A 21,431-nucleotide genomic window follows, 5' to 3' on the forward strand; every position below is an offset into this window, starting at 1 on the left:
TGGCCCGACGGGTGTCCGGTCGGGGGATTCGGTATGGGGATGTTGTCGGCTTGCGAACAGTTCGGTGGCACGCATGTGATCCACGTGGTTGTGCTGATAGGAAATGAAGGTCGTTCCGGCATTATCAATGGGGGGTATACGCGCAATGCGGGGGATTGGCTGTACTCGTCGAACGGAAAGTACATATTGGGCGTCCGGGACACTCGGATGCTCGACGAGCACATTGATTCCGGCGCCATCGTCTCATCTTCGGGCGATCGAACCAGCGGCACCAGGAAAGGGCTAGCGGCAACACCGCCCGTCGAGGAGCACGCATGACCAATTATTTTACTTACGACAGCGAGGGTAACTACACAAAGTCCACGAGTCCTCCCTCGTCGGGTTTCTACTACGCACAGGAAAAGCCCGGTGCCGACGTCCAGTTGTATGAGGTGAACCCTGAGGGTGGGGATCCGATTGCAATAGGCGAACCAAACGGTCCCGGTGATAGCGATTACCTCCTTACCCCGGAGGGGCAGGCTTTTGGGATAAGAACGATCAGTGAAGGCGGTCGAAATGTATATACAATCGACCCTGATGATCGGCAGAAGGACCACGATCGCGAACCGACCGATCCGCCCCCTACTGCAGAGGAACGGGCAGCGGAAGAGGAAGCGCGGCGGCAAGAGACAGAGTTCTTAGGGACCGATGAGGATTTCAAGGCAGGCGACGACTTCGCTGATTCCCCGCTGGAGATCCGGGTGCCCCCAGGTAGCGCGTCGGATGACCTGACCACATTCATCGATCTGGCGAACTATCGGCTCAAGTATTTGATGTACCAAATGGGTGCCGGCAAGAAGCCGGAAGCCTTCGGCACTGCTGTGGACAAATCCGTTCGTTTCTGGGACGACGACCTGGGTGGCGACAAGGGCAGTGATTTCTATAAAAAAATTGAAAATGGGGCAGCAGTTGAAGCCGGGGGTGCATCGGGCGCTACCGAAGATGCATACCAATCGGCCACAGATTTTCTCCACGAACTGGCCGGGGAGTGGAGTATGTGGGACGAAAAATTCGATGAGGCGAACACGGAACTCACGCACGATAATTATCGTACGTACCAGCGGATGTACGACAAGATTCAGGAGGCCCACGATGACATCTGGGCGGCACTGAAACAACCTCATGCCGGATATTACGGCGGGAGTACGTTCAGTGAAAACAACTTCACGGCGCCGGGCATCCAGAACATAGTCGAAGAAAAGCCCATTTATGGAATCGTCAACCAAGCGATCGACTATTGCGTGGGACAGGTCACCGACTACGCGGATCGCGCCGAAGAACATGCAGATCGGTTCGGGGATTTCCCTGGTTATCCCTCGGGCGACGGTGGTGACAATGGGGGAGATAACGGCGGGGATAATGGCGGTGACAACGGCGGGAACAATGGAGGTGACAACGGCGGGAACAATGGAGGTAACAACGGCGGGAACAACGGCGGTTACAATGGCGGATACGATGGACTCACTGGTCAGGATGGTTCCACACAGCAAGCCGGGTTCCAGAACGAGGACATGAGTTCCACGTTCGACGACTTGCTCTCGGGTACTACGGACCCGACAGATCCTCTCGCCGGCACGCAGACCGGTTTGGGCGACCTTACCGGCGATGCGGCATCGAGCATGGACATCGGATCTCTGATCCAGGCGGCCTCGCAAGGCACCGGAACCGGGTCGGGAACCGGCATGACCACTGGCAATGCCGCGACCCCCGCTAGTAACAACAGTGGCACCGATATGCTGGGGCCGCTTATGGCGATGAGCGCTCTGTCACAGTTGGGGAACCAAAATCGTCAACCCATGGATGACAGAAACGAGGACGACCGCGAGCGCGAGCGGGAGGAACGGAAACGTGAGCGGGAGCGCCAGGCGCAGGCGACCCCCACCAATCCCGCTGTTCAGACGTCGCCTCCCGGCGTGACGGCGCCGACCTATGCGGGTACTCCGCCGCCGGTCACGACACCGGGTGACATGCGGACTTACCAAATCGACAATTCTAAAGTGCAGGTATCGCCTCCGGTCGAGGAGGCTTTGCGGCGGCAGCATCAGAATGTCGCCATGAATGCGATAGATGCCTACCGGGGTACTGCGGGTGAGGTGAATGCGGACCATCCGCCCGCGATTGTCGATGATATGGCGAAGTTGGCGACCGGTGACATCGTGCAGTGGGAGCGACACAGCGCATTGATCGTCAAGAACGAGAACGGCCTGAATATTCTGGACAACGGCCACCTCGTTCCTTTCGATCCCAACAACCCCCCGCTGACGGAAAAGTACGGGAATTTCACGGGCTACATCCACCCGACCGGTTTGGATGCCACCGCCACTACCAATCCCGGATCCGCCGAGCCACCGCCGCCGACCGTGAGCGCGGCACAGCCCGGTGGTCCACCACCCGTCGGACCACCACAGATCTGAGCGGGCGGAAGAATGGGCCCGAGGAAGGACATCGTCATCGGTGCGGTGGCGAGGTACGAGTGGGCCGAGGTCGAGCCGTGGGCGCGAAGCCTCGTAGCGGCCGGATTCGACTGTGTGGGCGTCGTCATCGTGTACGACCGGGGTCGCCGCGGCGATGTCGTCGTCCAGAACCTGGAATCACTCGGGTTGCATGCGGTACGAATGCCGCTGCGTGGCAGCGTATACAACACTCGGTTCGAAGATATCGCCCATGTTCTGCGGACGTTCGCGCATTCGCTCCGGTTCGCGGTTGTCACCGATGTGCGGGACGTGTACTTCCAAGCGGATCCGGTCAGGTGGTTGGAAAGCAACCTGAAGAAGCCCTTTCTCGCCGTCAGCGAGGCGGTGCGGTACCGCGACGAGGCATGGAATCGGAACAACCTGCAACAAAGTTTCCCGGCACATGCCGAGCGCTTGCGGTCGAAGGTGGTCCGCAATGTCGGCGTCTTGGCCGGCCAGGCCGGTATGGTGGCGGATCTGTGTCTTGCCATCGCCCTGATCGCCGAGTCGGCTGGCGTGCCGGTCGCGGATCAGAGCGCGTACAACCTGCTGCTCGATATGGAGCCGTATCGCTCGGCTGTGCAGTTGGTGGCTTCGGAGGACGGTTTCGTCTGTCAGGGCGGCACATTGGGTGACCCGGGCAGGGTGCGGATTCTGCGTCCGTTCCTCTTGGAGCCCGAGCCGGTCCTCACCACGGACGGCGTGCGGACGTCCGCGGGCAAGCTGTACCCGATTGTGCATCAATACGATCGGGTACCAGAGTGGAATCGGGCGCTGCGGAGCAGACTGCCGTCGGTACCCGCGGTCGAGGTGGGCGACATGGTCGGGAGTACGCCCCGCAACAAACTCCTGCACCGTGAACGTCCCGGATCTGGTTTGCCTCGTATTCTCGGTGATGCCGACGGCGCCTCGATCCTGCACGTGGCACACAGCATCGGTGTACGTCGGGACAGCTCATCGATCCAGCTGTATTCGCCCGCGTCCGAACACTCTTCGCTCAGCGAGGAACCGCACGCGCGCGAGTGAGCGCGGCTATTCCATCCGATCCACCAGCGAACCCCGGTTGTCCGGATGGGCCGGGTCAGGTGGCCTGGTCGATACTCGTATCCGTTTCGACCTGCTCAGCGACGCCACCAGCGCGTCGACTGATGGTGAACTCGTAACGGGCGTAGCGATTCCGCCCGGTTCCGGCGTCCTCCCAGGTGTATCCGTACTTGCCGATATGCTCCAAACGGAACCGGGTATCGGCGTGGATAGTGAATCCGGAGCGTCGAGCGCGCTCACAGAATGCGAAATCCTCACTGAGATACCAGTGGTTCGCGCCATCCGGGATGATCATCGGCAGGAAGTACGGGACATTGGCGCGCCCGAACTGCTCATTGCAGACCGGGAGCTCTTCCTGTTCCGCGATCTTCTCGTAGACATACCGTTTGGTGAGGAGAAATCCGCCTGCCGCGTAACGGATCTCCAGCGTGCCGCCGCCCGTGCCGAATACGATCTTATCGGTACCGGGCAACAGGCTGCAGGCCAGTTTGCGCGACTTCTTCTTGGGGTAGATACCGCAGACAACCGGCAGGTCGTGGGACCGTAGTATCTCGACCGCTTTCGGATGGAATCGGATATCCGCATCGATCCACATCAGCTCCTCGAAACCCTGCGCCAAGGCATCGGTGGCGATTTGGCTGCGCGCCTGATCGATCGCGGAACAACCGTATATGCGCCAGACCGGATAGCCGAGCCGTTCGAGTTCCGCCAATCCCTCCGCGCATCCCGGCTCGATGTAATCGTGCACCGGCACCAGCACGACACAGCGGGAGGGGTCCATTGTTTTCTCCACCTGACAACGGGCTTGCAGACGAGGGCAACTGTACCCCGGCGGGTGGAGATCGACAGTTCCGTGGGAAGCCGTGCAGCGATGACAGCAGCCGATGGGTTACCACTCGCCCCGCGTAAGTCCGGGCGGCGATTGACCATTCGGGCGCTGAGCGGTTTCAGGCGCGCGTTTTCTCCCCACGCCTCGCGGCCGCCAGCTGGTTCGGCATCGCTTCATGGCGCACGTAGGCGCGGGTGAAATCGCCGGTGCCGTGGGAGATCGACCGCAAGTCGATGGCGTAGCGGCTGAGTTCGAGTTCCGGCACTTCGGCGTGAATCCTGGTTCGTCCGGAGCCGTGCGGTTCGGTGCCGAGAACGCGTCCGCGCCGGCTGGACAGGTCGCTCAGCACCGGTCCGACGTACTCGTCGGAGACCAGCACCCAGACCTCGGCGATCGGCTCCAGCACTCTGATTCCCGCGGTCGCCGCCGCCTCCCGGAGGGCGAGCGCGCCCGCGGTCTGGAACGCGGCGTCGGAGGAGTCGACCGAGTGTGCTTTGCCGTCGAACAGGGTCACCCGCACGTCCACGAGCGGAAATCCGGCGGTGAGCCCGCGCGCGGCTTGCGCTCGCACGCCCTTCTCGACCGACGGAATGAACTGGCGCGGAACGACTCCGCCGACCACGCGGTCCACGAACTCGATCCCCGACCCTTCGGGGAGCGGTTCGACCTCGATCTCGCACACGGCGTACTGCCCGTGCCCGCCGGATTGCTTCACATGCCTGCCGCGCCCGGTCGCCTTTCCCGCGAACGTCTCGCGCAAGGCCACCACGTGATCGATCACGTCGACCTGCACCCCGAACCGCGTCCGCAACCGCTCCAGGGCGACGTCGCGATGCGCTTCGCCGAGACACCACAGCACCAGCTGATGCGTCTGCCCGTTGTGCTCGAGCCGCAGGGCCGGATCCTCGGCGGCCAAGCGGGCCAGGCTCTGGGAGAGTTTGTCCTCGTCGGCCTTGCTGTGCGCGCGAATGGCGACGGGTAGCAACGGGTCGGGCATCGGCCATGGCTCGATCCGCAGCGGGTTGTCCGTGGACGACAGCGTGTCGCCGGTCTCGGCGCGACCGAGTTTGGTGACGTAGGCGATGTCGCCCGCGATCGCCTGCCCGAGCGGGCGCTGCTGTTTGCCGAAGGGGGCCGAGATGGCGCCGACGCGCTCGTCCACCTCGTGACTCTCATGACCCCGGTCCTCGAGCCCGTGGCCGCTGACGTGCACCGTGTCGTCGGGGTGCAAGGTGCCGGAGAAGACCCGGACCAACGAGACCCGTCCGACGTACGGGTCGGAGGCGGTGCGGATGACCTCGGCGGCCAGCTCGCCGCCTGGGTCGCAGCGCAGCGGATGCGGTCCGGCGCCGTTGCTGGCGGTGATGTCGTGCTCGACCGGCGTCGGAAACCCGCCGGTGATGAGCTCGAGGAGTTCCACCGTGCCCAGGCCCTGCTTGGCGCCTTCGGGGGCGGGCGCGGCGAAGAGCACCGGATGGAAGCTTCCGCGCGCGACCGCCCGCTCCAAGTCGGCGACCAGCGTGGCCAGGCTGATCTCCGCGCCCTCCAGGTAGCGTTCCATCAGGCTTTCGTCTTCGCTCTCGGCGATGATGCCCTCGATGAGACGGTTGCGCGCCTCCTCCAGCTCGGGTGCCTGCTCGGGCGAGGGGTCGCCCTGGACCTCCGTTCCGGAGGAGTAGTCACCGATGCAGTGCGGCAGCAGCTCCACCATGCCGGTGACCGGCCGGTGCCCATCCGGGTTCTTCGGGCCGTACACCGGAAGATGAAGCGGGAGAATGCTTTCCGTCGAACCGCCGCCCAGCACGGTTTGGCATGCCTCGGTCATCACGTCGTACTCGTCGCGCGCTGTATCCAGGTGGGTGATCACGATCGCGCGCGGCATCCCGACCGCGGCGCACTCCTCCCACAGCGCTCTGGTCGCTCCGGTGAGTCCGTCCGCCCCCTCGGCCGCGGAGATGACGAACAGCGCCGCGTCGGCCGCGCGCAGTCCCGCCCGCAGCTCGCCGACGAAGTCCGCGTACCCGGGCGTGTCGAGCAGGTTGATCTTCACTCCGCCCCACGCCACCGGCACCACGGACAGCTGCACCGAGCGGTGCTGGCGGTGCTCGATCTCGTCGTAGTCCGACAGCGACGTGCCGTCCTCGACCCGTCCGGCGCGATTCACCGCCCGCGCGGTGAGCGCCATGGCCTCCACCAGCGTGGTCTTTCCCGATCCGCTGGGCCCGACCAGGACCACGTTGCGGATCTGCTCGGGGCCCTCCGCCGTCACCGCGCCGTTGCCTGCGGGCGCTCCGTTGGTCTTGTCCACCATGCGTCTCGCTCCTTTGCCGACACCTGCGGTACATCCACCTTCCCACCGGGTGTCACCTCCCGTCTACGAATCGGGAGATCAGGGCTGTGAGGAACGCTGGTCACAGGGTGTTCACCGATGCTTCGGCGCCAACCGCGGTGAGCCCTCGCGGGGGTGGAATCCGGCTGATGGAGTCGCTGACTCGGGTGTCGTCGCGTTGCCGCGGGCGGGCCACCATCTTGCGCACGGCGCTGGGCACGGTGCGGTGCCTGTCCGGCCCACGTATCAGCATGATATGAAATTCCAGACCGGCTGACTCCTGTACCGGACAGTGAAAAGAACACCACGCCGGATATAATTTTTACACCTTCTTGAGATTTCGTGGCGGCAACCGCACCTGATTTTACTCTCCATTGAGATCATGGTGGCGGCTCGAAAATCAAAAGATTCTAAAAAAACTACCATAGATGTCGGGATCCGGTTGACCCGACGGCCGTATTGAGATGAACTGAGGCGGCTGGGGTCGACCGAATGAGAGATATTCGATGAAGCGGGGAATCGGGAATATTCAACTACGGAGACGACTAGCACTGGTAAGGCGGTGCTGTGCGTTGAGGTTGTCCGCCGAGTCGGGACCCGTGCCCGCGGCGTCAGTTCCATCGGCCTCGACTGGCCTCCCGCGTCTATCACGGAATTGCTGGGGTCTAGCGGGGTCCAAGGGCCCCAGCGAGCAGAGGAGAGCTTGATGGCGACGGACAAAGACGAAGTCGTCGATGAGATCAAAGGGCACTATGAGCCGGGTGCCGTGGATGACGTTGGTTTCCAAGATGGCCAAGCCGAGGCCTCGTTGGAGGCGCTGAGCGAGTTGGCTGAATCGGACCCAGCCGGGTTCGAGGAGGCCCTCGGCGAACTCGATTACACCTACATCGAAGAGCACAGCAATCGGGGATATGAATGGGAAGTACCGGCTGATAGAAGTCTAATAGAACAGCTCGTCCACGATGCCGAGGAGAAGGGCCTCACGGATGAATACGCGGATCTCATCGAGGCGCTCGAGACCGGTGACGCGTCAGCGGTCGTCACCGAGGAAGAGGAGGCAGCGGAACAGGAAGCGGAACAGCAAGAGGACGAGTTCTTAGGATCTGACAAGGATTTCAAAGCAGGCGACGACCTCGCTGAGTTCCCGCTAGAGATCCGGGTCCCGCCAGGTAGCGCGTCGGACGACCTGACGGCGTTCATCGAATTGACGAACTTTCGGCTCAAGTATTTGATGTACCAGATGGGTGAGGGTAAGAAGCCGATTGCCTTCGACGACGGCAAGGATGATAACCCCTGGGACGACGACTTGGGTGACGACTCGGGTGACAATTTCTATAACAATATCGAAGCCGGGGCGTCGGGTGCTACCGAAGATGCATATCAATCGGCCACAAATTTTCTCCACGAACTGGCCGGGGAGTGGAGTATGTGGGACGAAAAGTTCGAGGAGGCGAACACGGAACTCACGTACGATAATTATGGTACGTACCAGCGGATGTACGACAGGATTCAGGAGGTCCATGATGCAATCTGGTTGGTGCTCCAAGAACCCCATGCCGGATCCTACGGAAGCAGTGGGTATACGTACGGCGAAAACAACTTCACGGCGCCTGGTATTCAGCACCTAGTCGAAGAAGCGCCCATTTACGGCCTCGTCATACAGGCACTCGAGGATTGCGTGAAAGAGGTCAACGACTACGCGCACCGGGCCGAAGAACATGCAGATCGGTTCGGGGACTTCCCTGGATACCCCTCGGACGAGGAGGAGAGCAGAGAGGGTGATGGCGAAGGCAGCGGCGATGGCGATGGCGATGGCGAAGGCGAAGGCGAAGGAAGCGGCGAAGGCGATGGCGAAGGAAGCGGGGACGGAGACGGAAGCGAAACCACCGTTTACGACGATCCTTTCGCACAAGCTGGTTTAGCGAACGAGGATCTGAGTTCCACGTTCGAGGATTTGCTCCCGGGGGCTACGGACACCACGGATTTGCTGGGCAGTACCGAGTCGATTCTGGGTGGTGACACGTCGTCGAGCATGGATATCGGTTCTCTGATCCAGGCGGCGATGCAAGGCACCGGGACCGGGTCGGGAACCGGCATGACGACAGGCAATGCCGCGACCCCCACTAATAACAACGGTGGCGCCGATAATAACAACAGTGGCGCCGATATGATCGGGCCGCTGATGGCGATGAACGCTCTGTCGCAGAACCAAAATAACCGTCCCCCCACGGATGACAGAGGCGACGAGAAGGATCCGCGTGACGAGCGGGAACACGAGCAGAACCGCAACGCGCCGGCGAACACCGCCAACCCAGCTGTACAGACGTCTCCTCCCGGCGTGACGGCGCCGACGTATGCGGGTACTCCGCCGACGATAACGACACCGGGTGCGGCGGTGGATGTCCAAATCGGCGAATCGACCGTGAAGGCGCCGCAGGGGCCGGTGGCGGAGGCTTTGCAGAAGCAGGCGCAGAATTTCGCCTTCGATGCGAAAGCCGCATACGCGGGAACCGCGGGTGAGTTGACCGCAGATCATCCGCCGGCGATCGTCGATGATCTCACCAAGCTGCAGACGGGCGATTACGTGGAGTGGGAGAGGTTCAGTGCGCTGATAGTCAAGGACCAGAACGGCCAACTGAATATCCTGGACCACGGTCGTCTGGTTCCCTTCGATCCCAATAACCCTCCGCTGGTAGAAAAGTACGGTAATTTCAGGGGCTATTTCCACCCGACCGGACTGGATGGCGCCGCTGGTGCAGACCGCGGATCAGCGGCGCCGCCTCCGGCGACCGTGAGCACAGCACAGCCCGGCGGTCTCCCACCCGTTTCGCCACCGCAGATCTGAGCGGCCCGGGGAGGTTCCGCGGGTACCCACCCGCTGTGGCGACCGACCTGAACCGCGTGGGTTCTGTTGGACTGGTCGACTGCGACGGCCACGCTGATGTCCCGGGCGGGCACGTTGCCGGATCTTGATGCCGCAGCTCCGTCACCGCCTGTTCCCGGGTCATCTGCGCGACCCGATCGGTCCGACAAAGCGGGGGCGGGCACACACGTCGGCGACCTCTGCGGACGGTGAGGGCCTATCGGCGCTGTCGCGGGGACCGACGGGATCGTGCATGCCGCCTCATACGATTCTGCGGGCGACGCAGTTCCACGAGTTGATCGCGTCCGCTTTGCACACCGTCGAGGGGGCCGGTCGCGCGGTTGCCGTCGGACTTTCGGTTCGGCCCGCGGACGCCTACAGCCGCACGTCTCGGCGTCGATAACCACCGATTGCCTCCGCACCCCCGCGGCCCCGGCAACTGATGCGCCTTATGGCAACAGTTGCCGGGAACGTCGGTGGCTGCGCCGGCTGACGATCGAGCCGAACGAGGTCAGTTCAGTTGCCGGATATCTCCGCGTACCCGATAGAAACCGCCGCGCGCGGACTCGGACACGCCGTCGACCACGTATCGGGCACCCGCACGGCGAATATCCTTGGGGAACTGGACATTCCATCCGTGCTGATATCCCGGGGAGACGACGCGGACGCGCAGGGCGCCACCCTGGTTCACGCATTCCACGATGACACCGGTTCCGGCGTCGGAGGTCACCTCGACGGTGTTGCTCGGCACCACGGCGGAGATCTCCGGGGCCTTCACCGACACCGTCTCGGGCAGCACACCCTGCTCGGCGTCGCGGATGGCGGCTTCGCTGACATCGAGGCAGGCCAGCGTGCCGGTGGTGGTCACCAGATACAGCTTGTCGTCGTGGTACTGCATGGAATAGGCCGAGCCGCAGCCGGTGGCCAATTTCCACAGCCGGTTCCCGGCGGAGTCGAAGCAGTACACGGAGGAGTAGTTGTCACCCGCGAAGACGTAGCGTCCGTCAGGTGAGGTGGCGCAGGAGAAAACCGCGGCATCGCATTGGTAGGTCCGTTCGGCCCGGCCGCTCTTGGCCACCATCCGGACCTGACGACGGCTCGTCCCGGCGTATACCGCGTCGGATTCCTGCCAGCCGAACAGCACGTCGCCGCCGGTATCGGCATGCCACAGGGTGTTCCCGCTGTCCAGGTCGTACTTGGTGACGCCGGTGGAATGCCCGTGGTAGACGCCGTTCGGGTCGATGCGCACCATCCACCCCGAGTCGCCGGTGCTGCGGCGGCTCCACAGCGACTCCTCTTCGTAGTCGATCACCGTGATGCCGCCTTGGCGGTCGGAGACACCCAGGATGCCGTCGTGAATGTCCAGCCAGTAGATGTCGACGTCGGCCGCGATGTCGTAGGCGGCCCTCGGCACCTTGCCCGACAGGTCGTAGACGCGGCCGTCGTCGCACCCGGCGTAGATCCAGAAGTCGTCGGCCACAATGCATTTCACCGAGTCGGGCAGACGGTAACGGCCGGTGACCACGCCCTCCGGAGTCAAAATGTACACGTCACCGTTCTCGTTGCCCACCCAGCAGCGACGCTCGTCGACGAAGATGCCGAACGCGGCGGCGCCCGAGTCGAAGCTCCACAGCACCGGCGCGGACTTCGCCGTCGAGCGCTGGCTGCTGATCGCCCGCCTGGTCACCGGACGCCGGGCCCGCGCACCCATCACCGCGGGCGCGTACCCCTTGCGAACCTTCTCGCCGATCTTCTTCGCCGCGGCCGCCTGCGCCTTCTCCTCGGTGGCGAACGAACTGACCTTCGTCTGCCCCTGCTCCCCGATGCGACCGAAACGGACACTCACCTGCGTGCCCGCGACGACTACCTCGTAGAACTTGTGCGCGGAACCGCTGTCCTCGGACAGTTCGAGATAGGTGGATCCCCCGATTGTCATGTGCGCCTCGCCTGTATTCGTCAGATCAGAACGGAACGAAAGCTAGCAAGGGGCACCGACATTCGACGCCGATCGCAGCGGTGGTCGTGCGGGGAAGCGCTCCAGCCGAGTCGTGAGCCGCAGGTCGGTGGTGAGGCCGAACGGTCGCGGACCCGTCGGCCGGGGGACACGCCGAGCTGGATCGTGGTGACGACCGACCCGGGCAGGGTGGGTTCTGGTGAACTTGTCGACAGCGACGGCCACGCTGATGTCCCTGACGGGCAGGTCGCCGGATCTCGATGGTGACCGTCCGTTGCCGAGCCATCTGCGCGACCCGATCGGTCCGAGAAAGAGGTTGACGATGTGGAAGGAGCAATAGATGGGCAGTCGCATTCTCGTCACGGGCGGAACCGGCGCACTGGGCAGGCTGGTGGTCGGCCGGTTGCGTGAACAGGGCCACGACGTCCGGGTGCTCTCCCGACGCCCCGGGGCGGGCACGCATGCCGGTGACCTGCGGACGGGTGAGGGCGTGTCGGAGGCTGCCGCGGGCACCGACGTGATCGTGCATGCCGCCTCGGATTTCCGTCGGTGGGGTGGACCCGACATCGCGCAAACCGAGAATCTGCTTCGCGCCGCGCAGGGTGTCGAGCAGCTGCTCTACGTGTCGATCGTGGGCATCGATCGCATCCCGTACCGGTATTACCGCAACAAGCTGGCGTGCGAGCAGAAGATCATCGACAGCGGCGTGCCGCACACGATTCTGCGGGCGACGCAATTCCACGAATTGATCGCATCCGTGTTGCAGACCGTCGAGGGATGGCCGGTTGCGCCGTTGCCGTTGGACTTCCGCTTCCAGCCGGTCGCCGCCGCCGACGTCGCGCGGCGGATCGCCGAGCTGGTCAACGGCGGACCAGCGGGACGTGCTTCCGACTTCGGTGGTCCGGAAGTACTGACGTTGCAGCAGCTGGCGCAGGTGTGGCGGGACGCTCGGCAGCGTCCGCGACGGATTGTCCGCATTCCGGTGCCAGGAAGGGTCGGCCGCGCATTCCGAGCCGGGGAGAACACCTGCCCCGATCATGCCCATGACGGGCAGACGTGGGCGCAGTTCGTCGCGTCAGATCCCGCGAACGCCTACCGCCGCACGCCTCGGCGTCAATAACGGGTGGAGCGTGGCAGAGGGTGGTCCCAGAGCCGTGCGCAGGGCAGTCGTGGGAGATCGTCGCGAATGTCGTCATCGACCGTCACGATGAGTCCCGGGAAGCTCTGGGCCAGTTGGCATGCCACATCCCGGGCTTGCTCGGCGCCTGCACGGTAGTCCAGCCGCAGTACGCCGAATTCGATGTGGATATGGCGGATTCGATGTGGGTCCGATGGCTCGGGCCGGGACATCCGGCGTCAGTGCGGCTTGCTCAGGTCGGGTACCAGTCGTCCGCTGTCGATCAGTACCTGTCGTGCCGCGGCTTTGCGGAGGCAGTGTTTCGCTCGGCACGCAACGTGCAGGCGCATCACCTCGTGGGCTTGACCGATGGTGAAGGGCAGGGTCGGCGCCTGATGCGCGGCAGCGTCGTACAAGGCGATGAGCTGATAAATGGCGAGGGAATTCGTGGACACGTGACACCTCTCTGTGTCGAGCATCGGTCGGTGGGCGGCGCCCGGTGCCGGGGGCTCTCGCCACCGGTCCGCCACTCTGGCGGGCCGATGCGCCGCTGTGGGTGCGGCGTCGGCCCGGCACCGGGCGCCGCAGCCGAAAGTACGGTCCACGAAAAACCAGGTGGGAGTGCGAATTCAGATTCGCGCTCCGGCTATGGAATGCGGCGTATATCCTGCGGGTGCCGCCGCTGTCCGGGGCGGATGCTCAGGGGAAATCGACCATCAATCGGGGGATGCTGGCTATGCACATGACGACCGGCGAAGTCATCCGGCGGATCAGGAAGTCCCTCGGCATGACCCAAGCCGAGTTGGGTGCACTCATCAACTTCTCGCAGCCCGCTGTGTCGGGGTTGGAGCGTGGCGGACCGGCTTCGCATGATGTTCGTGTTCTGCGGCTTGTGGCCCGTGCGCTCGGGGTTCCGCTTGCCATACTGGTAGTGGAGTCGGACCAGGAGGCAGATGTGGACCGTCGCAACTTCTTCAGAGCAGGGGTACTAGGGAGTGCGGGGGCCGCGATGATGTCGGCCACCGCCCCAGCGAAAGTCGCATCGGCATCCAGCGTGAAAGTCGGCGCGAGCGATGTGGAGGCCATCACCGAGAGCGTGAACCAGATCCATGAACTGGATTTGGTGGTCGGTGGCGATCGGTTGTGCCGGGTGGCGGCGAACCAAGTCCGTTATGTCGAGCAGCTTCTCGACCACGGCAGCTACACCGATGCGGTCGGTCGGGCGCTCACCAGCGCCGCTGCCGAGATGATGACCGCCGCTGGGTGGGTGCATTACGACGCGGGTCGTCTCGATGATGCCCGTCGGTACTACGCGGATGCGGCGAATGCCGCGAACGCGGCTGGTGACGGGATCGCGGCGGCGCACGCGTTCGGAAATGCCAGCTGCCTCATGGCGAGCCGCCCCGGAGGGGACTCCGCAGGGAACCCCCTCGCCGTGCAATATGCGCAGGCCGCTGCACGGGCCTCACTCCGTGACGGTGGCCCGAAACTGCGCGCGTTGATTGCGATCAGGGAAGCCGAAGCCCATGGGGTTCGCGGTGACAAGTCGGCAATGGCGGCGGCGATCAGCCGGGCGCACCGCGCATACGAATCAACCCGCGGACACGACCCGGATTGGGTCTACCTCCCCGAGGCTGAATTCGTTGGTGGTGTCGGCTGGGCGCAGATGCGGCTCGGTGAGCACTCCGCGGCAACCTCGAATCTGCTTGCCGCGATAGACAAGTCGTCCGCTTGGCCCCGGGAGCGCGCCGCGTGGCAAGTTCATCTCGCGGAGAACTTCGCCACCGCCGGTGACGTCGCCCGAGCCTGCGCCCTGCTCGCCGACAACTACGACACCATCGCTGGCCTCGCCTCCACGCGCCTGCACCAGCGAATCGACTCGATCGCCAACATGGTCCGCACCCATGCCGCCGTACCGGAAGTGCGGGAGTTCTTGGGGAGGCGTGCAGCACAGGTGTAGTCCTCGTGAAGCAATCGCGGAATGCCCGCAACGCCAGGAAGGTCGACGCGAATGCTGCGGTCGAGATCGTCCGTGTGATGATTGGCGAGTCCACGGCCTTCTCCCGATGGCGGCTTCAAACCGATAGGTCGACGTCGCTTGGTCTATTGCCCCAGCTATATGGCAACTAGTTCGACGTCACAGCGCAAGGATGTGTGGCCGACTACGACTGCACGATAAGGCGATCAGGCGCCCTCTTGCCTTCCAGCCAAGCAGAGGCGACCTTGGCCGCAACTTCGCGGAAGAGGATGTCGTCGGCGCTGGTTTCGAGGCGTATCGTCTCGGCAAGCTTGTCGAGACGGAGAGTCCGCTCGACCCCGGACACGTCGGTGTAGGCATAGCGGACCTGTTGTTCGTCCTCTTCCACCTTTCGAATTTCCGCGTATAGTGCCATCGGTTGGTCTCTCCTGTCGCGGGTTCAGCTCAGCTAGTGCCTCGTCCAGACAGCTTCTGCTGTAACCGCCGGTATGGACAAGTCCGCGAAGGTAGTCGAAAGGCGGCTGGCCACGGCGTGTCGCAGCGCCATTCGACTAACCTCGCCGCGTCACCGCACTCGAGTACCAGTGAACCTATCTGGTCGGGGCACTAGCCGAGCTAGTCGTTGTGATCGGAGGCGGGGTGGACGTCCAGGTTGGATTGAACCAGCTCCAAGCGATGGACCAGCCATGCGCGCAGCCTGCTGTAGTCGGCGGTCCGAACAAAGTGAACGGAAGCGTCACCAGGGATGACGCGACCAGCTTCGTCCAGGCCGATGGCGGCCGATATAGAACCTAGATAAGGCATTCCGATCCCCAGTGCCAGGGTCGGCACTGCGTGCAGCGTGACGAACGGGGCGAAGTTGTCGAACCACTGGTCCAGGTGATCGCGAAGGATCTCACGAGCCGGATCATTGCCCTCCTCAAGGAGATCGAACTCCAGTGAGTCCATGGACAGGGAGTTCGCCAGCTGGAAAGTTACGTCGGCCGGTACGATCCACGGCGCGGCTCCTGCTGCGAGAACTCTTTGCACCGCATCCACATCCAGCGCGAAGTTCCGCTGCCCGCCATCAGGAGAGAATTTCACCGCGGCCTCCTGCTGAGTGATGATAAGCCGCTCCCCAAAGGCAGGATCGGCGGCGAGGACCGCGGCCAGATTCGACATCGGCCCAAGGCCGACCCAGCTGATCTGACCATCGTGCTGGTCCAACACGCGGCGAACTGCCGCCAGGACATCGGAAGGCTGGGCGGGAATGTAGTTGGGCACTAATTCATGTGCTGCCCAGCTGTCTTCGTGCCGAAGCTCAGCGCCTGCGACGACTGGAACATCGGAGCGACCGATCAGGTCCAGCAGGCATCGAGCGAACCGGGCCCGCTGACCACCCTGCTCGTCGCTGGTGATCACGAGTGAGAGGCTGGGGAGCCCGGCAGCGACGATCAGTGCGATTGCGTCGTCGGGTTCGCCGCCGATATCGGTATCGATGATCAGTGGGACCACGGACGGTTCTGGAAACCACTCGACGTCCGGCAACGCATCGTCGATTCCCGCTCTGGGAATGATCCCTTTGATCGATTATACCGGGCCACTGATTTCCTCGGCCACCGAGGCATCCTTTCGCTCCCTGTCGCACGCGGGCGTCTCGGCAAGCTTGTCGAGACGGAGAGTCTGCTCGACTCCGGACACGTCGGTGTAGGCATAGCGGACCTGCTGTTCATCCTCTTTCACCTTTCGAATCTCCGAGTAGAGTGCCATCGGTCCATCTCTCCTGTCGCGGGTTCAGCTCTGCTAGCCGAGGAGTCGTTATGGTTGGCGGCGGAGTGGATGTCCGTCCAAGCCACAGTGAGGTCGAAATCGGAAAACTTTGCCGACCGATTCGGCATGTCCGGTTCCAGGCTCGGGTGTCGGCGCTTCGCTCGAGGGGTGCGAATTTCCGCGAATCGGTCCAGCACGAGGCGCCATTCTGGAACTGCGCCATTTGAGGTAAGCTGATATGGCGACGGCATCGACAAGTTGGATACGGGAATGCGATATGAAGGAGCAAAGGTGGGGAACGCCGAATCCAAGGCGGATGTGGCGAATGCGGTGGATTTTGTCCGTGCTGCCATGGACTTCGATTGGACTTGGGAAGTCGGGGATGTGCAACGGTTCAGCGAGACCATGGGCTGGAAGCCTGCGGAATTCGGCACCGAGACGACGGTCGTCATGCTGACAAAGGCCCGGCTGGCGAAGCCTTTCGTCACTTTCGATATCGCTGATCGGAAGGTGGACCAAGTCACAGTCCAGCTCACCGACTTCGTAGAATCTTCATCCCGAGGATTCTTGATGGACGTGTTCAACGAGGCCTGCGCTCCTTTTATCGACGTCCTCGGAGACCCCATCGTGCGCGCGCCCGGGCACAATGCCAAGCTTCTGTGGAAGATGCCGAAATTCGTGGGAGAACTGGTTGTTCTCGACCGGAGCGTCACCGCTTCTGTGGTCAGGCCCGACTATCGTTTGATCCTCGACGAGCTCCAGGCACGCGGAGTTCTCTGACGGCGCGCCGTTCGGGGTCTAATCGAGGCGGGGTGTCGCCCCGACGGCCGGTGCCAGCTCGGTCAAGTCTAGTTCTTCGCCCTCCATCCAGCCGTAGGCGGTCAAGTCTCCGGTTGTGGGCGGGCAAGCCCTTGGACACAACGAATCGTACGGAGACTGACGACCAGACCAACAATGACCAGGTTCGGGTCAGCTGAGCGTCTTCTCGGCGGTCAACGGATTTCCCTCCTCATCAACTTCTTCGTAGTCGATGCTGAATTCCAGACCTACGTTTCTGGAGTGTTCTGCAAGTTTTCCGAGCCGAGCAGTAGCGATATCAGGCGTGTCCTCGATACGCCCTTCGAGAAGGAAGTAGGTGGGGCCGCCCGGACCCCCTGCATCGTAACAATAGAGTTCGAATCCGTCGGTCTCGTAGTGCATTTGGAACCCGCGATGCGGCTTCATCTGCAGATCATCTACCGAAAGCCACGATCTCAGTATCTGCTCCATAATTTCCGGGCTGTCGGTATAAAAGGTTCCGTGGTACGAGGTAATTGCCATGAATGTCCTTTTTTCGGCGGCGGTCGACGTGGTCGGAACCGATATTCTACGCCGATCGCTCGGGGAGAACGAAGCGACCGACGCTAGAGCTGCTCTCCGTTTCGGTTCCGGCGAGTGCTTTCTGCTTCTCCATAAATTCTGGTGACTCCGGGGTTGAGTCTCACGATGACCCGGACGGAGGGGGGTTGATAGGCCAGGATCAGCGAATTTTCCGTTCCGGCCCATTCGACCTGTGGGTTCGTTCCCGAGTAACGTTCGGTAGGTTCGCCGTAGGTTTCGATGAGTACGGTGGTCATTCGGGTGAAGATGTCGTGCGATTGTGTTCGGCTCTCGTTGCTCTCGGCCGCGATGGTCGCGACCGGCAGGTCGATGGAATAGACGTCACGGGCGTTTCCATGCACATAACCTTCCCCGGCCACATACCTGCTGGTTAATACCACCCGATCGGTTTCGTGTCTTTCGATCGTCCAGAGTCCGGCTCGAGCGCTGAGGGTCACCAGATCATCCATTTGCCACGACCAGACCAGATCGCGGAGTCCGGTGACGAGTCGAACCAGCTCTGTGTCCTCCACCGCCGGTTGGTGGATTGGTGGCTGCGTTGGCGTATAGGGCGACACGGCTTCGAGCTGACGGATCGCTCTGTCCATGAGGTCGGCATCGTATGCAGGCAAGTTGCCCCCGAGACTTGTAGTGCCGGTGAGCGAAATCGTGCTGAGATCCAGCTGTGGTGTCGGCATCGGCAGCGCGGTGGCCGATAGCGCGGCGCCGGCCGTTGATTGTTTCTCGGTGGATTGATCGATGCGAGCCATCGGCTCCGGGGCGCCGATAGCGGAGGTGGGCGTCGACGACGGCCGCTGTCGTTCGGCGATGGCGAGTCCAGCTGCGCGGACGCTGATTTCGGCGAGGCACTTCCATTTGGAGAACTGGGTGCCCGGTATGGCGTCGAGCGTAATGGACCATTCATGGGTGTCAGTCCGCAGCAGGGTCAGGACCATTACCGTGATCGTCCGGTATTTCGGGTGGCACTGGGGGCGCTGTCCGAGTTGGGTGCCGACTGCGTCGGTGGCGGAGCCCGATGAGGTCAGGCCGAGGATGTCCCGCAACCGGTCGAGGTGGATTTGGTCGAGCGGGCCATGCAGGACGAGTGTCAGTTGCCGCTTCAGCAGATTCGTTTCCGGCCGACGTTCGGGAGTCCAAGTAGACGGTAGCTCCCTGGAGCGATTGTCGTAGCCAGCTTTCCATGCGTCGTAGCTCAGGGCGTTCGGGCTGGGGATTCGAAAGCCGTCGCGAAGTCCGGCAACAACCATTGCCGCGAGTTGATGGTTGATGCTCGCGGGGTTCGGCCACGGAAGTTCGATCCACCAGTTATCGCCGTGGTCGGAATCGGGTAGTTGCCAGCCGGCATCGATGATCCGCTGTCGTCCTTCGAGGGTGGGACGGTCGGCGGGGTCGAGGTATGCATCCCCGGTCAGTTCGGCTACGAGTGAGTCGGCGTCCTGCGCGAATTGGACCAGTCGGAACTGGCCGGGTGCCTCGGGCTCAATAGCTTTCACGATTACTCCGGCGGAGAGGGTGGACAGCCTCTCCGCGAGCTCGTCGGCGAATTGTTCCCACTGGGTCACAGTGATCCCCGCTCTTCTGGCGCGATCGCTTGCTCGCGAGCAGTCGGCTCGGCATGTGAGTCAACGAGCACTGTCGCCGTCCAATGCAATCGCGTCGCGTGTTTGCGCCCGGTCGTGTACGTCGTCGCTCGCGATCGGTCGCAGCTCGATGCCTCGACCTGCCCGGTACGCACATCATGGTCGTCTCGCATACGTCGTCGAATCACCATAGTCATCGCCTCTCTTGCGGCACGTTCAACGCTCGCGTTCGAGCCGGAACTGCCGCGCACGTTCGAGCTCGAGCGCGCGCGCTCTGCTTACTCGAGGTGAATTCTCGGGACGCTGCCGGGTAGCTTCCTCCGCTGGCGTCGCATGGCCGATCGATCGAAGGAACTCGATCTCGACTGCTTGCGGGGAAAGTCCGTCTCGTATTGCTCTGACAGCCTCCGCGTACCGGCGTTCCAGCGAATCGTGGGGGACCCGGACGGGCGGTCGCCCTGGCGGCTCGTACACGTAGACGCCCCTTGAATGATCGTAATTCGTCGGTGTGAGGTCCAGGCACAGCGAATAAGTCTGTATATTCAAGTCCCTTGCCTGGTCCGGAGTTAATTGCAGAACTCTACTCTGCCCGACGATCTCGTTGTGATGTTGTCGCACGATTTCCTTGCCCAACGTTTCCGCTGTTTTGCCGAGTGTGCGGGCACGGTCGGCATCAAGCGCCTGGGTAACGAGTCGCCGATGCGCTGGATCCAGCCCCAATGCTTCCAGCCCGCGAGCCTCCATCGCCTGCTCATGCCGGATCACATGCTGTATTGCCTCGAAATGCCGGATCACCTCGCCCAGCTCCGGAGCCTGGCCACGAGCGAGGGCCTGTTCGTATTCGCGTGCCCTGTTCAGGTCGTGCTGGACGGAGCGGGTGCGCTCCCCGACCTGCTGGTGACGGAACTCCAGTACTTCCCGGGTGGCTACCTCGACGAGTCGTCGTTCGGCGAACTCGAGCTGGATAGTGGCCGGGAGATTTCGCTCGCGCACATCGAGTTCGACGATCTGTGCGACGACTCCTCTGTGCTCGCCCAGCGGAAGTTCACGCAGCGCGTCGAGGCGGCTGTGGAGCTCGAGCTGCTGCGCCGCGGCCAAGTTTTCCTTCGCGCGCGCGATATCTTCACTCGCTCGGGTGAGCGGAGCGTCACCGCCGAGCGCTTCCCGTATGCGCTCGAGCGCGTCGCGCGCCTGGGCATGTCGTAGCGCCTCCGCCGTATTCGGTATTCGATTCGTCTCTGCGAGGTCTCTCGACAACTGCACGATTTCCCGCGTATGCGGGTCCAGCCCCGCCAGTAGCTGACCGCGTCGTTCGTCGAGCCGGTCTCGCTGGAATTCCAGTTCCCGCGCGGCCTCCAGCCGGCGAGTGAGTTCCTGTGCGCGATCCTTGTCGGTGGTTTCTACGACGGGTAGCTCGGGACTGGAATCGAAGTCACTGCCAGGGACGATCAGTGAAATATCCTCGATGTTGAGCTCCGGATACAAGCTCTGGATCTCTTTGCCGGCCGCTTTGAGTGATTTCGAAATGTCGTGGGTCGATCTGATGACGCCTTTTCGAACGGCATTGGAGAAGGTATGCGCCTGATTGTTGTAAGCTTTCGGATTTTCGTGGATCCGTTGAGCCAGCTCCTGGAGCTCGGACCGTGTGAGCCCTTTCAGGGTCAGGGGACTCGCTGGTGCGGCATCGGTGGCCTTGGTCGCTATTCGTCCGTCGTAGCGTTCTACGAGGATTTCATGGAACCTGTCACGATCGATGACGACAGCGATGTCGATGTCGTTCGCGTGGGGACTACGCAGCGACGAACCTTGGATGAAGACACCGTGGTCACCGAATCCGGCATCGTGGATGATTCGATCGAGGTCCCTGGCGAATGCGTTGAAGTGACCGTCGTTCTCGAAGCGGTACGGGTAGCCGCGATCGGAAACCACGTTGGCCCAGTTCTCCATGTGCTGCGCGAGCACGTCAGCGGTGATGGGCTTCGCGAGGCGGGAACCGATCTGGATGAGGTTGGCTATGCCGCGATCGTCGATCCCCAGCCGACGTCCGTGCTCGATCAGCGCGTTGAGCTCCCTGTTGTTGTAGCTCAGCTCGAATTTGGGATCCTGGGCGACACGG

General features: G+C 62.8%; 17 protein-coding genes. 7 read left to right on the forward strand and 10 right to left on the reverse strand.

Going from position 1 to position 21,431, the window contains the following annotated elements; genetic code table 11:
• The first annotated feature begins 33 nt into the window (after positions 1–33).
• Genes ON34_RS35870 through ON34_RS08460 form a run of 3 tightly spaced genes read left to right on the forward strand, consistent with a single transcriptional unit; the run spans position 34 to position 3,518 of the window.
• Complete coding sequence (locus ON34_RS35870) at positions 34–318, forward strand: hypothetical protein (protein WP_157172220.1); 285 nt, start codon at positions 34–36, stop codon at positions 316–318.
• Entirely contained in the window at positions 315–2,453 is a 2,139-nt protein-coding gene (locus ON34_RS08455; RefSeq protein WP_157172221.1) for a hypothetical protein, read from the forward strand. Before ON34_RS35870 ends, ON34_RS08455 begins: the two co-directional genes overlap by 4 nt.
• A gap of 12 nt (positions 2,454–2,465) precedes the next feature.
• On the forward strand, positions 2,466–3,518 hold the full coding sequence (locus ON34_RS08460) for a hypothetical protein (RefSeq protein WP_040776331.1): 1,053 nt from the start codon (positions 2,466–2,468) through the stop codon (positions 3,516–3,518).
• Positions 3,519–3,573: 55 nt separating this feature from the next.
• On the opposite strand, the gene ON34_RS08465 is transcribed toward ON34_RS08460, so the two are convergent.
• From ON34_RS08465 to ON34_RS35875, 3 genes are all read right to left on the reverse strand, one after another.
• The gene (locus tag ON34_RS08465) at positions 3,574–4,296 is read right to left on the reverse strand and encodes a hypothetical protein (RefSeq protein ID WP_174372014.1); all 723 of its coding nucleotides are present in this window, start codon (positions 4,294–4,296) and stop codon (positions 3,574–3,576) included.
• 187 nt (positions 4,297–4,483) lie between these two features.
• The gene (locus tag ON34_RS08470) at positions 4,484–6,676 is read right to left on the reverse strand and encodes an elongation factor G-like protein EF-G2 (RefSeq protein WP_040776334.1); all 2,193 of its coding nucleotides are present in this window, start codon (positions 6,674–6,676) and stop codon (positions 4,484–4,486) included.
• Positions 6,677–6,776: 100 nt separating this feature from the next.
• Positions 6,777–6,947, reverse strand: coding sequence for a hypothetical protein (locus ON34_RS35875; protein WP_157172222.1), 171 nt, complete (start codon positions 6,945–6,947; stop codon positions 6,777–6,779).
• A 453-nt stretch (positions 6,948–7,400) separates the two neighbouring features.
• On the opposite strand from ON34_RS35875, the gene ON34_RS37000 reads away from it, so the two are divergent.
• Positions 7,401–9,539, forward strand: coding sequence for a hypothetical protein (locus ON34_RS37000; RefSeq protein WP_174372015.1), 2,139 nt, complete (start codon positions 7,401–7,403; stop codon positions 9,537–9,539).
• A gap of 529 nt (positions 9,540–10,068) precedes the next feature.
• Here ON34_RS37000 and ON34_RS08480 read toward each other — a convergent pair.
• Entirely contained in the window at positions 10,069–11,493 is a 1,425-nt protein-coding gene (locus tag ON34_RS08480) for a WGR domain-containing protein (protein ID WP_040776338.1), read from the reverse strand.
• A 358-nt stretch (positions 11,494–11,851) separates the two neighbouring features.
• On the opposite strand from ON34_RS08480, the gene ON34_RS08485 reads away from it, so the two are divergent.
• Entirely contained in the window at positions 11,852–12,631 is a 780-nt protein-coding gene (locus ON34_RS08485; RefSeq protein WP_040776341.1) for an SDR family oxidoreductase, read from the forward strand.
• Between the two features lie 236 nt (positions 12,632–12,867).
• On the opposite strand, the gene ON34_RS08490 is transcribed toward ON34_RS08485, so the two are convergent.
• Entirely contained in the window at positions 12,868–13,083 is a 216-nt protein-coding gene (locus tag ON34_RS08490) for a hypothetical protein (RefSeq protein ID WP_040776344.1), read from the reverse strand.
• A 218-nt stretch (positions 13,084–13,301) separates the two neighbouring features.
• Here ON34_RS08490 and ON34_RS08495 point away from each other — a divergent pair, with 218 nt between their 5' ends.
• Entirely contained in the window at positions 13,302–14,588 is a 1,287-nt protein-coding gene (locus ON34_RS08495) for a helix-turn-helix domain-containing protein (RefSeq protein ID WP_157172223.1), read from the forward strand.
• A 202-nt stretch (positions 14,589–14,790) separates the two neighbouring features.
• On the opposite strand, the gene ON34_RS08500 is transcribed toward ON34_RS08495, so the two are convergent.
• The 3 genes from ON34_RS08500 to ON34_RS35885 all read right to left on the reverse strand — a co-directional run bounded on the left by ON34_RS08500 (position 14,791) and on the right by ON34_RS35885 (position 16,355).
• Positions 14,791–15,021, reverse strand: a complete 231-nt coding sequence (locus ON34_RS08500) for a hypothetical protein (RefSeq protein ID WP_157172224.1) — start codon at positions 15,019–15,021, stop codon at positions 14,791–14,793.
• A 200-nt stretch (positions 15,022–15,221) separates the two neighbouring features.
• Positions 15,222–16,133 carry a nucleoside hydrolase gene (locus ON34_RS08505; protein WP_051022275.1) on the reverse strand — a complete coding sequence of 304 codons (912 nt, stop codon included), beginning with the start codon at positions 16,131–16,133 and terminating at the stop codon, positions 15,222–15,224.
• 42 nt (positions 16,134–16,175) lie between these two features.
• A complete protein-coding gene (locus tag ON34_RS35885) occupies positions 16,176–16,355 on the reverse strand; it encodes a hypothetical protein (protein WP_157172225.1) in 180 nt (59 codons plus the stop codon).
• A 291-nt stretch (positions 16,356–16,646) separates the two neighbouring features.
• Between ON34_RS35885 and ON34_RS08510 the strand changes: the two genes are divergently transcribed.
• Positions 16,647–17,135, forward strand: a complete 489-nt coding sequence (locus tag ON34_RS08510) for a DUF6301 family protein (RefSeq protein WP_157172226.1) — start codon at positions 16,647–16,649, stop codon at positions 17,133–17,135.
• A 189-nt stretch (positions 17,136–17,324) separates the two neighbouring features.
• Here ON34_RS08510 and ON34_RS08515 read toward each other — a convergent pair whose 3' ends face one another.
• Together ON34_RS08515 and ON34_RS33435 are read right to left on the reverse strand one after the other, a co-directional pair.
• A complete protein-coding gene (locus tag ON34_RS08515; RefSeq protein WP_040776356.1) occupies positions 17,325–17,675 on the reverse strand; it encodes a hypothetical protein in 351 nt (116 codons plus the stop codon).
• 83 nt (positions 17,676–17,758) lie between these two features.
• Positions 17,759–19,297: a DUF6301 family protein gene (locus ON34_RS33435; protein WP_051022276.1), complete on the reverse strand. Its 1,539-nt coding sequence runs from the start codon at positions 19,295–19,297 to the stop codon at positions 17,759–17,761.
• Positions 19,298–21,431: the final 2,134 nt, after the last annotated feature.

Source organism: Nocardia pneumoniae NBRC 100136, assembly GCF_000308755.1.
GTDB lineage: Bacteria > Actinomycetota > Actinomycetes > Mycobacteriales > Mycobacteriaceae > Nocardia > Nocardia pneumoniae.